Origin of the sequence: Rhizobium sp. WYCCWR 11146, assembly GCF_013591995.1 — a bacterium.
Taxonomy (GTDB): domain Bacteria; phylum Pseudomonadota; class Alphaproteobacteria; order Rhizobiales; family Rhizobiaceae; genus Rhizobium; species Rhizobium indicum.
The window spans coordinates 1-14,035 of the sequence record NZ_JACCEY010000035.1; the positions used below are offsets into that span (position 1 = coordinate 1).

General features: G+C 61.2%; 13 protein-coding genes. 7 read left to right on the forward strand and 6 right to left on the reverse strand.

Annotation, left to right across the window (positions count from 1 at the left end; all coding sequences use genetic code 11):
• Window positions 1–85: 85 nt before the first annotated feature.
• On the reverse strand, window positions 86–1,276 hold the full coding sequence (locus tag HX899_RS27350; protein ID WP_181293847.1) for a winged helix-turn-helix domain-containing protein: 1,191 nt from the start codon (window positions 1,274–1,276) through the stop codon (window positions 86–88).
• Window positions 1,277–1,394: 118 nt separating this feature from the next.
• Between HX899_RS27350 and HX899_RS27355 the strand changes: the two genes are divergently transcribed.
• The 6 genes from HX899_RS27355 to HX899_RS27380 all read left to right on the forward strand — a co-directional run bounded on the left by HX899_RS27355 (window position 1,395) and on the right by HX899_RS27380 (window position 5,973).
• Window positions 1,395–2,069, forward strand: a complete 675-nt coding sequence (locus tag HX899_RS27355; RefSeq protein ID WP_181293848.1) for an energy-coupling factor ABC transporter ATP-binding protein — start codon at window positions 1,395–1,397, stop codon at window positions 2,067–2,069.
• The gene (locus HX899_RS27360; RefSeq protein WP_138387976.1) at window positions 2,069–2,677 is read left to right on the forward strand and encodes an energy-coupling factor transporter transmembrane protein EcfT; all 609 of its coding nucleotides are present in this window, start codon (window positions 2,069–2,071) and stop codon (window positions 2,675–2,677) included. Before HX899_RS27355 ends, HX899_RS27360 begins: the two co-directional genes overlap by 1 nt.
• 24 nt (window positions 2,678–2,701) lie before the next feature.
• A complete protein-coding gene (locus tag HX899_RS27365) occupies window positions 2,702–3,265 on the forward strand; it encodes a biotin transporter BioY (RefSeq protein ID WP_012756299.1) in 564 nt (187 codons plus the stop codon).
• Between the two features lie 114 nt (window positions 3,266–3,379).
• Window positions 3,380–3,916, forward strand: coding sequence for a GXWXG domain-containing protein (locus HX899_RS27370; RefSeq protein ID WP_181293849.1), 537 nt, complete (start codon window positions 3,380–3,382; stop codon window positions 3,914–3,916).
• Between the two features lie 129 nt (window positions 3,917–4,045).
• Window positions 4,046–4,837, forward strand: coding sequence for an alpha/beta fold hydrolase (locus HX899_RS27375; protein ID WP_138328831.1), 792 nt, complete (start codon window positions 4,046–4,048; stop codon window positions 4,835–4,837).
• The gene (locus HX899_RS27380; protein WP_181293850.1) at window positions 4,834–5,973 is read left to right on the forward strand and encodes a PAS domain-containing sensor histidine kinase; all 1,140 of its coding nucleotides are present in this window, start codon (window positions 4,834–4,836) and stop codon (window positions 5,971–5,973) included. The genes HX899_RS27375 and HX899_RS27380 overlap by 4 nt, the downstream gene beginning before the upstream one ends.
• 512 nt (window positions 5,974–6,485) lie before the next feature.
• Here the strand turns inward: HX899_RS27380 and HX899_RS27385 are convergent.
• The 4 genes from HX899_RS27385 to HX899_RS27400 form a co-directional block, all read right to left on the reverse strand.
• A complete protein-coding gene (locus HX899_RS27385) occupies window positions 6,486–8,030 on the reverse strand; it encodes a methionine--tRNA ligase (protein ID WP_181293851.1) in 1,545 nt (514 codons plus the stop codon).
• Window positions 8,031–8,242: 212 nt separating this feature from the next.
• Window positions 8,243–9,589 (reverse strand): SLC13 family permease, encoded by a 1,347-nt coding sequence (locus HX899_RS27390; RefSeq protein ID WP_181293852.1) that lies wholly within the window; start codon window positions 9,587–9,589, stop codon window positions 8,243–8,245.
• Between the two features lie 95 nt (window positions 9,590–9,684).
• Window positions 9,685–11,199, reverse strand: a complete 1,515-nt coding sequence (locus HX899_RS27395) for a malonyl-CoA synthase (protein ID WP_181293853.1) — start codon at window positions 11,197–11,199, stop codon at window positions 9,685–9,687.
• A complete protein-coding gene (locus HX899_RS27400) occupies window positions 11,196–12,620 on the reverse strand; it encodes a malonyl-CoA decarboxylase (RefSeq protein WP_181293854.1) in 1,425 nt (474 codons plus the stop codon). The genes HX899_RS27395 and HX899_RS27400 overlap by 4 nt, the downstream gene beginning before the upstream one ends.
• Window positions 12,621–12,798: 178 nt before the next feature.
• Between HX899_RS27400 and HX899_RS27405 the strand changes: the two genes are divergently transcribed.
• A complete protein-coding gene (locus HX899_RS27405) occupies window positions 12,799–13,449 on the forward strand; it encodes a GntR family transcriptional regulator (RefSeq protein ID WP_181293855.1) in 651 nt (216 codons plus the stop codon).
• Window positions 13,450–13,510: 61 nt separating this feature from the next.
• Here HX899_RS27405 and HX899_RS27410 read toward each other — a convergent pair whose 3' ends face one another.
• Complete coding sequence (locus HX899_RS27410; protein ID WP_138328841.1) at window positions 13,511–13,912, reverse strand: thioesterase family protein; 402 nt, start codon at window positions 13,910–13,912, stop codon at window positions 13,511–13,513.
• Window positions 13,913–14,035 lie beyond the last annotated feature (123 nt).

The window sequence follows — 14,035 nt, forward strand, 5'->3', positions numbered from 1 at the left end:
TCCTCAACGCCATCATCAGGGACGGACGACCATGGCAAAACGCTTGACAAACAAGACAGTCGCTCTCCCCGCTGGGGAGAAGGGATTATCCTCTCCAGCCGTCGAGAAGCACGACCTTCTCCACACCCGCAAACCGCGCAACCCGGTCAAGCTCCGCTTCCAGTCGCTCCAGCCTCCCAGCCGAAGGTTTCACGCCCGGCTCCAGCCAGAGCCGCTTGACATCGAGCGTCGACTTTTTCCGATCCGCCTTCATGTCGATGCGGCCGATCAGCCGGTCGCCTTCGAGCAGCGGGAAGACATAGTAGCCATATTCACGCTTCGGCTCGGGCACGAAGATCTCGATGCGGTAGAAGAAGCCGAACAGGCGTTCGGTGCGGTTGCGGTCGCGGATCATCGGGTCGAAGGGGCTGAGCACGCGGATGCGCGGCGGAGCACCGGGGTAGTTGTCGAGCGTCGAGAGGAAATCGGCAAAAGCCCAGGATGGGCGCGCCTTGCCGCCGAGCGCCGGTTCGATCAGCACTTCGATCAATTCGTCGCGATGGGCTGATACCCAGGCCTTGGCCTCATCGGGCGAGACCAGGTTCCAGAAGGCTGATATCTCGCCGTGGGTGGCGAAGCCGAGCCGGGTGAGCGCGCTGCGGCAGGCCCAGTCGACGAAGTCCTCGCGGCTCACCTCAGGCTCGCGGAACTCGCTCGGGATGACGCGCTCCGCCAGATCATAGATCTTCTGAAAGTTCGAGCGGCCGGCGATGGCGAACTTGCCGGTGTGCCAGAAATATTCGAGCGCCGTCTTGTTGGGATGCCAGTTCCACCAGCCGCCGGAAACGTGTCCATCGGCCTTGATATCGCGCGAGAGGATTGCGCCGTCGCGCTCAACGCGCTCATAGGTCTCCGCGAACGCCGCCTCGAAGCCCTCGCCGCGCCATTTGCGCCAGCGTTCGATGAGCACCTTCTCCTGATGAAGGAACTTGTGCTTCCAATAGACGAAGAAGGCGCTCGGCAGGATCGAGGCGTCATGCGTCCAGTGCTCGAACAGCGCGCCGTCCTTTTCGAGCAGTGCCGTCAGATGCTCGCGCCTGTAGGTCTGGTTGCGGGAAAACAGGATCTGATGATGGGCCCGCTCCACCGTCTGGATGCTGTCCACCTGGACGAAACCCAGTTCATGGATGAGCTGCAACAGGCCGGCTTTGGTCAAGGCGCGGTTTGGCGGGGCGCTGAGGCCCTGCTTGGCAAGAAAGACACGGCGGGCGTCGGAATTGGAAAGCAGATTCGTCATGGTCACATCATAATCCGGAAAATCTTCCTAGCCACCCGATATCGACAAGGAGATTTACTCTTTCATCACCGGGGATTCCCCGTATAGAAGCGGGATCGCGTGGATGCGAGGGATTGGTTTGGATATTCGTTTCGAAGGCGCCGGGGTCAGTTTCGGGGCACGGGTGGCGCTGCAGCCGCTGACGCTTGGCATCAGTGGAAAACGTATCGGCGTCATCGGGCTGAACGGCTCGGGCAAGACGACTTTCGCGCGGCTGATCAATGGATTGACCAGACCGTCGGTCGGCCGCGTCACCGTCAACGGCCGCGACACGAGCGATGAGAAGACTGCGGTGGCCGATGTCGGTTTCATCTTCCAGTCGCCGCAGAACCAGATCATCCTCCCGATCGTCAAGGACGACATCGCCTTCGGGCTGAAGCGGCGCGGTTTCACCAAGGCGGAGATCGAGGCGAAGGTCGAGGCCGTGCTGGCCCGCTTCGGCGCTGAGGCGCTGGCCGATCGGCGTGCACACGAGCTTTCCGGCGGCGAGTTGCAGGTGGCGGCCCTCTGCTCGGTGCTGGCAACGGGGCCAGGCATTCTGATCCTCGACGAGCCGACCAACCAGCTCGATCTCAAGAACCGGGCGCTGGTCGAAGGGATTATCGCCGGACTGCCGGAAAGCGCCATCATCATCACGCATGATCTGGAGCTGATCGCCGATTTCGAGCGGGTGCTGCTGTTTCATGAAGGGCGGCTTGCCGCCGATGCGCCGGCTGCCGAAGCGATCGCCCGCTACAAGGAGATCGCCGCCTGATGCAGTCGCTCTATGTCGAAGGCAACAGCGTGATGCACCGGCTTTCGCCGCGGCTAAAACTGTTGTCGCTGACGATCTTCGGCGTGGTGCTGTTCATCAGCGGGAACCTGATCCTGCTGTCGATCGCCGTGCTGCTGACGGCGGTTCTCTACCGGATGGTCGGCTTGCCGCTTGCCGATGGGCTCAGGCGGCTGCGGCCGATCTTCCTGACGATCGCGGTCGTCGCACTCTTCAACCTCATCTTCAATCCCTGGCAGGAGGCGCTCGTGCCCCTGCTGCGGCTGACGGCGCTGATGCTGCTTGCCGCCACCGTGACGGCGACGACGTCGATCACCGAGTTCATCGACGAGGTGACGGCGCTTGCCCGCCCGCTCGAACGCACCGGCTGGGTGCAGGCCGACGATATCGGCCTGGCGCTCGGGCTGGTGCTGCGTTTCGTGCCGGAGATCGTCGGGCGTTATCAGGCGATCCGCGAGGCGCATAAGGCACGCGGGCTGAAGGTGCGGCCGACGACGCTACTTGCGCCGCTGATCATCCTGACCCTTAAGGATGCGGATAATATCGCCGCGGCGATTGACGCGCGCGGCATTCGGCGGCATGTGAGTTAACGATTGATAAACACGGAATTCATGATGAGCACTCGCGACCTCGTTCTTACCGCCCTCTTTGCCGCGATCATCGTGGCGCTTGGCCTGCTGCCGCCGATCTCGCTCGGCTTCATTCCGGTGCCGATCACCGCCCAATCCCTCGGCGTCATGATGGCCGGCGTCGTGCTCGGCGCGCGGCGCGGCGCGATTGCCGTGCTGATCGTGCTGGTGCTGGTCGCGATCGGCCTGCCGGTGCTTTCCGGCGGCCGCGGCGGGCTTGCCATCTTCGCGTCGCCGACGGCCGGCTTCCTGATCGGCTGGATCTTTGCCGCCTTCGTCACCGGCTATCTCAGCGAGCGGCTGGTCAACCATCAGCAATCCGGCCTGGTGCAGACGGTGAGCTTCTTCCTCACCGCCATGGCCGGCGGCATCGTCGTGCTCTACGCCTTCGGCATCACCTATCTCGCCACCGTCGCCGGCCTCGGCTTCACGAAAGCCTTCGTCGGCTCGATGGCCTTCATTCCCGGCGATGTGATCAAGGCTTTCGTCGCAGCCCTGCTTGGCCGCGCCGTCATGGTCGGCTATCCCCTGCTGCCGTCGCGCGCCTGACGCATAGGCCTGTCTTGTCTGGCGAATACCCCAACGGCCCCTTCGGGGGCCGTTGCGCTTCCGACCGGTCCGCATGAACGGGAACTTTCCAAACCTTCTTTTCATTTTTCCGCAATGAACGTCCTTGAAGGAGAAACCATGCGAGGCGACCAGCAGGAGGAGATGGCTGCCTGGTTCCGCTCGCTGGAGCCCGTCCAGCCGAAGGACATGGTCGGCCTTTGGAGCGGCGTCGGTATTCCGTCGGGCCATCCACTGGACGGCGTGCTCGAGAATCTCAACTGGTTTGGCAAGCGCTTCCATTCCGACATGCGGGCGGACGCCCTGCTCTTCAACTGGAGACCGGGCCGGCTCGTGGCGATCGAGCCAAATTTCTTACCCATTGGGCTGGCGATCAAGATGGCGCCCCTTGGCCGGACGTTCGTCGCCCGCCACGGGTTCTCGTACCTGCAGAAGCTGCTTCGAGCCAGAGGCACGACCGCTTCGTTGCGGCTTCAGGCGCTCGACGGCATCGAAACGGCTGCGATGATCTACGACAAACAGCCGATCGTGGACTACTTCCGGAGGATTGACGATGACGGGATTGCCGGGATGATGTGCGTGCGCGACGATCCTCGGCGATTCTTCTTCGAGCTCCGGAAAGTGATGGACTAGGCATGCCGCAAATGGCCGGGCGGCCGCCTCGGGAACATCGCGGCACAGAGCCATCGAACCGTTGCCGGGCTGATCTTTCCCCGATCCAAAACAGGCGGAACATGTTATGAAAGCAGGGAAGAGGGCGAGATGACCGTCATCGATCGAAATCATGTTCAAGTCCGGGGCGATGGCCAGCGTGCGATGATCTTTTCGCATGGATTCGGCTGCGACCAGAATATGTGGCGTTTCGTGGCGCCGGCTTTTGAAGGCGACTTCAAGACGGTGCTGTTCGATCACGTCGGCGCGGGGCGATCCGATCTCACGGCCTATGATGCCCGGAAATATGCATCATTGGCGGGCTATGCGGATGACCTCGTGGAAATTTGCCGCGCGCTCGGCCTGACGCAAACGGTGTTCGTTGGGCACTCCGTCAGCGCAATGATCGGCGTCATCGCCTCGCTGCAGGCACCGGAACTGTTTGACAGCCTGATCCTTGTCGGGCCGTCGCCGCGCTATATCAATGACGATGACTATATCGGCGGGTTCAGCGCGGCAGACATAGACGAACTGCTGACGTCGTTGGACGACAACCACATGGGGTGGTCTGCCGCTATGGCGCCCGTCATCATGGGCAATCCCGATCGACCAGAACTTAGCGAAGAGCTGACCAATAGCTTCTGCCGCACCGATCCTGAGATCGCCAAGGCGTTTGCACGGGTGACATTCACCTCAGACAATCGCAGCGACCTTCCGAACGTCACCGCCAGAACGCTGATCCTTCAATGCCGCGATGATATCATCGCCTCTGAAGAGGTCGGCGAATTCGTCCATCAGCAGGTCCCGAATAGTCAATTGGTCGTGCTGAACGCGAGTGGCCACTGCCCTAACCTCAGCGCTCCCGACGAGGTCATATCTGCAATCCGGCGGTTCGTCCGATGACCGGTAGCGACACGCAGATCTTCATGCCGGCGGAAGACCTTGAGGACTTGTACGAAAACGCGCCATGCGGCTATCTTTCGCTGCGGCCGGACGGGCGCATCGTCAAGGTCAACAGAACGCTGTCGACCTGGATCGGCATCCCTGTCGAGCAGCTCCTCGGCAAACGACTTCACGACCTGCTCAACACGTCGGGCCGTATATTCTACGAAACCCATTTTGCGCCTCTGCTGCGCATGCAAGGGTTTTTCAATGAGGTTGCCCTCGATCTCGTGACGGCGGACGACAGAAGGCTGCCTGTGCTCGCCAATGCCATGGAAAGACGTGCAGACGACGGTGCCCTGCTTTTCACCCGCGTGACGATGTTTCAGGCTGCCGAGCGTCGCCGTTATGAACGGGAGCTGGTCGACGCGCGCACAGCCGCCGATGCTGCCGGCGCCACGATCAAATCCAAACTCGCCTTCGAACAGCAAACCGCCGAGTTGCGGGAAGAGTTCATTGCTGTTCTCGGCCACGACCTGCGCAACCCGCTTGCCTCGATTGCAGCCGCGGCGCGCATGCTCCGAAAAGAGAAGCAGACCGATCGCGCGATTAAAGTTCTCGATTTGATGCAGGGCAGCGTCGTTCGCATGTCTGCCCTGATCGACAACGTCCTCGACTTCGCGCGCGGACGATTGGGTGGCGGCATTACGCTCGAGAGGCGGGCGGAGCATCTCGAGCCGCTCTTGCGGCAGGTCATCGAAGAACTCCGCTTCAGTCATCTCGACCGCGCAATTGAGGTGACGATCGAATTCGATGGGCCGATAAACTGCGACAGCGGCCGGATCGGCCAGCTGGTGTCCAATCTTCTGGCGAATGCCCTGACCCATGGGACACCGGACGAACCGGTGCGGCTATCGGCGGCAACTGTCGACGGAAGGTTGGAGCTTTGGATCGCCAACGGCGGCGCTCCGATTTCCAGCGACGCGATGACACGGCTTTTTCAGCCTTTCTTCACAGGCGAGGCCGGCACAAGTCAAAGAGGATTGGGGCTGGGTCTGCACATCGCCTCGGAAATCGCCCGCGCCCATGGCGGGACGATCACGGTCAGTTCCGATGACAAGGAGACGCGCTTCACCTTTGTGATGCCGTTGGATTGATCGGGAACGCAGCCGCGCCGGTATGGGCCGACTGTCCGGTTGATTGCCGCCTCGGCAGCCGGGCAGCCAGGAATCCGGGCAACAAAAAACCGCCTTGAGGCGGTCGGGCATTCTATCGATTTCAGTTTGATTTAGTCTCCTCCTCCACCATCTCCGCCACCGCCGTCACAGTCGCCTGAGGCGTCGAACCAGCCTCCACCTCCATCGCCGGAGCTTCCTGAACTGCCCGACCTGCGCTTGGTGTTTGCGGTGGTCTGGGCAGTGCGCCCTCGTGCTGCCCCGGTGATCATGGCAAACAGGACAAAGCCTGCGATGAGCATGATAGTTATAAGAAATATACTCAATCAGTCTCCTTCGTTTGTTTCAGGAAATCTTGCTTCCTGATTAAAATAGTAGATTATTTTCCCGCTCCCGAAAATAGCCTGAATATGAAACTTTCATGACATACTGGATCACGTCAAAACTCTGCGCTGCCTAAGGTGCAGCACAGAGGATCTCGGGCTGGTTCCCCTTCAAGCTGCCGTGCGTTGCGGAAAGAGGACGGCTTGCGGGGCGGTTTTGACTCCGCCCACGATCAAGGGGTCCCGATAGAGGCGAGGAGACGGTATTCCCAGCCTCGAATGGAGCTTTGCGGCCGAACTTGGCAGGAACGGCAGGAGGCAGCGGGCAATGATCGCAAGGCCGTAGACCTGCTCGGCCAGGCAAGCGCCAAGGCGAGCAGTGGTCGCCTGCCGATCCTCCGGCGTGAGATCGGCAAGCAGGGCTTTCGCATCCGCCCACGGCGCGCATTTTGTAAACCGCCTGTTCGCCTCGCCGATAAACACAAAAATATCGGCGAGGCCGAGATGGAGCTCGTAGGCATCAAAGGCTTCAGCCACCTTCCCCGGAAGGCGGGCAGCCTGGTCCACGAACGCGCTGTCGGGCACAGGCGGAACGATGCCGCCGAATGACGTGGACAGAAGCGCAAGCACCCGGTTGGCGAGATTTCCGAGCTGCCCGGCGAGCTCGCCCGACCACGCGGCTTCGAGACGTTCGCCGGAGAAGTCGCCATCGTCTCCCGAGCGTATATGCCGGAGCAGGTAATATCGCAGTGCGTCCGGCGTTGCGTAGGATTGGATGATGCGTTCCGGATCGATGCCGTTGCCGGCCGACTTGCCGATCTTCCGGCCGTCTACCGTGACGTAGCCGTGCACGAGGATCGACGATGGCGGCGGCAGACCTGCGGACAAGAGGATGGCCGGCCAGTAGATGGCGTGGAACTTGGAGATGCCCTTGCCGACGACATGGATGCGTTGGCCGCCGTTCCAATAGTGCTGCAGCAGGGTCGGATCGGACCCGTGGCCGAGACCAGTGAGATAGTTCGCCAGGGCATCGAACCAGACATAGACGACCTCATCCCCATCGGGCACGGGAACTCCCCAGCCGCGCGCCCGCTCCGCACTGCGCGACACGCTGATGTCGGTCAGGCCACGCCGAAGCAGGGCAAGGATTTCATTTCGCCGATGAGCCGGGACGATCCGAAGCTCGCCGGTCTCGACGAGCTCAAGCAGCCGGTCGCCATATCGCGAGAGACGGAAGAACCAGTTCTCCTCGCGGATGGTCTCAAGGGCAAGCCCATGTTCCGGGCAGCGCCCATCATCGAGTTCCGACGGCTCGTAGAATTGCTCGCAACCGACGCAATAGAGACCCTCATATGCCTTGCGATAGAGGTCGCCATTGCCGGCGCATGCCCTCCACAAGGCATGGACGCAGGCGATATGCCTTGGATCGCGGGAGGTGCGGACGAATTCCTCGTTGGAGATATCGAGCAGGCCGCCGAGGCGCTCGAACCTGTCGGCGTTCGCGTTCACGAAGTCCTTGACCGGCACTCCCGCGGCTTCCGCCGAACGGACATTCTTCAGGCTGTTGTCGTCGGTTCCGCACTGGAACCTGACGTCGTAGCCGAGAAGGCGAAAATGGCGGGCATAGGCATCGGCCTGGACCAGTTCGAGGGCAAAGCCCACATGCGGCGCGGCATTCACATAGGGGATCGAGGTGGTGATGTAGATCTTGTTCATCGGTGTTTCCTTTCGAAGGCTGTTTGCCCCGCGAGACGGATCGACCCATGAAAAGACCGCCTCGAGGGCGGTCGCTGGTGCATTCTGGACGCACGAAACCCGCCACGCTATGAGCGCGGCATCATCATCACGAAAGTGCTGATCACGGTATTGTCCATGCAATTTTCTTAACACTAAGGGCGGTTTCGGACAAGCGCGCTCGTTGCCAGCCGTCACACCAGCCCGGGCACCACGAACACCAACCAGGCGACGATCGGGCCGATGATCGCGATCAGGGCGCTGTAGATCAGTAACTGTCGCAGCACCTGCTCACGGCTGTCATCCGGTGCATTGGCGACGACTAGCGCGCCATTGGTGGAGAATGGGCTGGTATCGACGATCGTCGTCGAGATCGCGATCGCCGCGACCACGCCGATGGCGCTGACATGTCCTTGCAGGAGGAATGGAACGGCGAGCGGGATGATCGCGCCGAGCAGCGCGGTCGAGGAGGCAAAGGCCGAGACGATGGCGCCGGTAAAGCAAAGCAGGAGCGCCACCAGCAGCGGCATGCCGAGACTGGATATGCCGTTCGCCACGTAGTCGACCGTCCCGGCCTTCTCCATGACGCCGACATAGGTGATGATGCCGGCAATCAGCAGTACGGTCGACCAGCTGACCTTGTCGATTGCTGCCTTCTGGGTCTTCGGTGACAGTAGCGCCAAGGCGACAGCCACGGTCATGGCGACGAGGCCGACGTTGAACTTGAAAACCAGGGCGCCGATACCGAGCGCCGTCAGGCCGATCAAGGTGGTAATTCTCTCATTGTTCAGGCGCAATGTCGTCGCGGTATCAGCCGCCGTGCCATAGGCATGCTCTCTGATCGGTTTTGCCGGCGTGCCGCCGTGACCTCTGATCGACGCCGATACACCCTCGGGATGGAGTTCGGGCAAAGGGCCAAGCGATGTGGCGTCCTGCTTCATCACCCTGGCGCCGCCGAAAATGAAGAAGACCAGCACCGCGATCGCCAGGTTGAAGAAGAAGCTGGAGAGAAACAGCGAGGTCGGCGCAAAAGGCAGGCCGGCCTTCGCAACGATCTGGTTGGTGATTCCGCCATAGATGCTGATCGGCGAAAATCCGCCCGCCTGCGCGCCGTGGATCACCATCAGACCCATCATGACAGGGTGAATGCGGTACTGCACGGCAAAGCTCAACGCGACGGGTGCGAGAATGGCGACCGCGGCAGGCCCAAGAGCACCGAAACCGGTAATGATGGCGGCGACCAGGAACATCACCCAGGGAATCAAGCCGATCCGCCCGCGCACCAGGCGGACCGCACATTCGACGAGCCAGTCAATCGTGCCGTTGATCTGCGCTATGGCGAAGAGGTAAGTGACGGCGACGAGCGTCAGGAACAGATCACTCGGAAAGCCGGCGAAAATATCGCTGGTTTTCATCCCGATGATCATCGAGCCGAGCACGAAGGCGCCGGCAAAGGCGAGCGCACCCATGTTGATCGGCTGGATCGTCGCAATGATGAACATGGCGACCAGCAGGCCTATGGCCAGTAATTCAATACCCATGATTCCCCTCCCTCCGACGCCTCCAGCGCCGTGGTTGTTGTGTTCAAGATCGATGCGATTGTCGGCGCACCCTCCTCCCAGAGGCCGCGGTCCTCTTACGTCCTGGTGTAAAGATCGGCGTATTGCTGCCGCAGGATGTTTTTCTGAACCTTGCCCATCGTGTTGCGCGGCAGGTCGTTGGCAAAGATGATGCGCTTGGGTTGTTTGTAGCGGGCGAGACGTTGCTGGAGGGCGCTGACGATGGTCTTTTCATCGAGGACTGCGCCGGGCTTGCATACGACGACGGCGGTCACGCCTTCTCCGAAATCGGGATGCGGCACGCCGATGACAGCGCTTTCGACCACACCCTCGATCTGGTCGATCTCGCCTTCGACCTCTTTCGGATAGATGTTGTATCCACCCGAAATCACCAGATCCTTGCCGCGGCCGACGATGTGGACATAACCGTCCCGGTCGATCTTGCCGAGATCGCCGCTGATGAAGAATCCATCTGCCGTAAACTCCGCCGCCGTCTTTTCCGGCATGCGCCAATAGCCCTTGAAGACGTTCGGCCCTTTGATCTCGATCATTCCCGTTTCTTCAGGCGGCAGCGCGAGCCCGCTGGCGGGATCGGTGACGCGCACCGTCACATCAGGCAGCGGGAAGCCGACCGTTCCGGCAATGCGTTTCCCCTCATAGGGGTTCGACGTGTTCATATTGGTTTCCGTCATGCCGTAGCGCTCAAGAATGGCGTGACCGGTGCGAGCCTGGAACTCGGTATGGGTTTCGGCAAGCAGCGGAGCCGAACCGGAAATGAAGAGGCGGATGCTGGCAACCGCTTGCTCGTCGAGGCGCGGACTTTGCAGAAGGCGCACGTAGAAGGTCGGCACGCCCATCAGCATCGTTGCCTGCGGCATCAGTGAAACGACCTCGTCGGCGTCGAACTTCGACAGCAGGAACATCGAGGCGCCGGCGAGCAGTGTGACATTCGTGGCGACGAACAGCCCATGCGTGTGGAAGATCGGCAAGGCATGGATCAGCCGATCGCCTGATGTGACGCGCCAATAGTCTCGCAAGGTCAGGGCGTTCGAGAGCAGGTTCCCATGCGTGAGCATCGCCCCCTTGGAGCGTCCGGTCGTTCCCGACGTGTAGAGGATCGCAGCCAGATCATCGGCAGAACGCGAGGCATCGACAAAGTCGGCCGGCTCGTCGCGCGCCAGATCCAGCAACGAGCCGCTGCCATCGGCATCGAGCGTTTCGACGATGGCGCCGTGGGGCTTGGCGATCGTCTCCACGCCTTCCCGGGCAGCCGGCGCAACAACCACCAAACGCGGCTCCGCATCGCCGATAAAATAATCGAGCTCAGCCAGCGTATAGGCGGTGTTGAGCGGCAGGTAGATCGCGCCGGTTCGAAGACAGGCGAGATAGAGGATCAGTGCCTCGGGACTTTTCTCGACTTGCACCGCCACCCGGTCGCCGGGGCGAATGCCGAGCGTGTCCATCGCGCCGGCAATGCGGCCGGAAAGAGCGAGCGCGTCATCATAGGTCCATGTGCGATTACTATCGATCCGGATGAACGGTGCGTCACCGGGCGCGGCCGTCCGCATGGCGTCGAAAAGATGGTTGCTCACTTTCGCCCTCCTCCAAGCGTTGAGTTCACTATTTGTTGGAATGGCCGGGAGCCTTGCTGGCCATTGCCACCGCGGCGGCTTTCGTCGTTCTGGCTGAGCAAGCTTTTGACGGCAGGCGAGGCAATCACTTCGCCGCGCTGCGCCAGAGCCTCATGGTTGGCCACGATGTCGTCCAGCTTGTAGAGGTAGTTGACCATCAGGCCGTGGGCCTGCTGCATCGCCTTGGCCGAGCGGTCACCGAGAAAATTCAGTCTTTCCAGTCGAGCGCCGTTGCCGAGATGGAAGCGGGCGACAGGATCGACGGGGCGGCCCTCCGGCGTCCGTTCCGTCAGGAAATAGCGCGCCGCAAGCGGCAGCAGCACGCGCTCCACTTCCGTCGCCGTCTTCTCGTTGTCAGGCCAGCTCGGATCGTCCAGCAGCATCAGCGTTTCGCGGGCCGCTTCCGGCAGCAACAGGTCGGCGGTCGAGGCACGCGCCTTGGCAAGCCAACGGGCAAAGCCTGGAACGGGCGACAGCGTGACGAAATTCTTGAGGCCGGGCAGGTCTCTGCGCAGGTCTTCCACAACCTGCTTGATCAGGAAGTTGCCGAACGAGATTCCCCGCAAACCATCCTGGCAGTTGGAGATCGAATAGAAGACAGCCGTCGTCGCCTCGTCGGCATTGATCTGCTCCCTCCCCTCGACCAGCACATCGCCGATCGCGCTCGGCACCGATCGTGTCAGCGCCACCTCGACGAACACCAGCGGCTCGTCAACCAGCCGGGGGTGGAAGAAGGCAAAGCATCGGCGGTCGGCCGGCGCCAAACGACGGCGCAATTCTTCCCAGCCGGCGATCTCGTGCACGGCCTCGTATTTGATGATCTTTTCAAGAATGTAAGCCGGCGTCGTCCAGTCGATGGGGCGCAGCGTCAGGAAGCCGCGATTGAACCAGGAGCCGAACAGATGCGTGAAGTCGGCGTCAAGCGCGCGATAACCTTCGGATTGGTCTTTGGATGCAAGCAGCTGCTCACGCATCCGGACAAGCTTGGCGGTGCCGTTCGGCGCGTGGTTCAATCGGCGCAGAAGCTCCTGTCGCCGCGGCTCGGCTGCCTGGTGGAGAGCAATGACCGCAGCAGAGCTTTTATCGGTGCGGTAGTTTTCGATCGCCTGGTCGAGCCTGGCCGTGTCGGGTCCGAACTTTTCATGCAGCATATCGAGGAATGCCTGCGCGCCTTCGCTTTCGAGCGCGCCCCAGCGATCGAGGATCTCGGCGGCAAGCGCCATGCCCGAGGCTTCGCCCCGGCTCGATAGCAGCATTTCACAGAGTGTCTGGAGATCGGCCTTGGCTGCGACCTGCGTGGCGCGCGAGCCGGAAAACAGAAGCTGGCGTCCGCGATCGGTGATGCTCTGCAGCATGTCGGTGAAGAAGGAAGCCTCAGACATGCCGTTCTCCTCTCTTTGGCTGGTCTCTTCTGTTGGGCCGGCTGGTTTCGCGGGCTGCTTTGACGGCTGCTTCCCATTGTCGGGTTTCACCGGTAGTATGTAGAATGCCACTCTTCGTACACGAGGTCAATGATCGTGTATACAAGAATTGCGTTTGTGTATGATGGAAGTGAGACGAATGTCCGAGAATGTCGGCCGATGGCTTCGTGATGAGATTGAAAACTCAATTCTTTCCAACGAGTTCTCCCCCGGTGAGCGGCTCGACGAAATGGTGCTTGCGACGCGTTTCGGGGTCTCCCGCACACCGGTGCGCGAGGCGCTGATGCAGCTCGATGCGATCGGCCTCATCGAAATTCGGCCGCGCAGAGGCGCCATCGTCATCGATCCGGGGCCGCATCGCGTCTATGAGATGTTCGAGGTGATGGCCGAGCTGGAGGGCCTGGCCGGATCGCTCGCCGCACGACGGCTGGACAAGGCCTCCAGGGAAGCGATCACGGCGACCCACAGCCGCTGCGAGCAATCGGCCGCGGCCGGTGACAGCGATGCCTATTATTACGACAATGAGGAATTCCATAAGGCCATCTACGCAGCCGGCCGCAGCGAGTTCCTGGAGGAGCAATGTCTGCAATTGCACCGCCGCCTCAGACCCTATCGCCGCCTCCAGCTGCGCGTGCGCAACCGCCTGTCGACCTCCTTCTCAGAACACTGCGCCATCGTCGACGCGATCTTTGCCGGAGACGGCGATGAAGCCCGCCGCCTGCTGCGGACGCATGTCGGCATTCAGGGAGAGAGGTTTAGCGATCTGGTCGCCAGCATGGCGGCCAGGTGATTGGATGGCGTGACATAAGCAGCGAAATCCATTTCACAAAGCGTCCGCCGTCCGCACAACGCTAATCCAAAAACCGATAAAGCCAGTCGCGCGTTTCCTCCGGCAGCGAGGCGGGCAACTGGTCCTCGCGGGTGCGGGCCTGCCAGATGATCTCGACCTCGGCGGCACGCTCCTCCCCGGTGTCGATCGAAACGAGGAAGCCGATGGAATGCATGCCGATCTTGTCGACGGTGGCGGTGAAGGTTGCCGGCTCGTCATAGTGCAGCGGACGGTGAAGCATGCAGGAAACCTTGCTGGGGCTATAGACGGGTTCGTCATCGACATCGGGCCGCGACGACCAGAAGCCCGCCAGGACGGATTCGGCATAGGAAATATAGGAGGCCAGAAACATCTGGCCGTTCATATCGACATCGCGAAACGGCACGCGTATTTCCGCCACATCCGGGCGTTTCGACTGACTCATCAACAGATCTGCCCTACTGAGTTCCCCATGACAACATTACTGCATAATTGCTTATACCGGAACCGGCTTAAGGATAAAATTACGCAATAGTTCAAAGTGTTACAGTATCCTTTGTACGTCTTA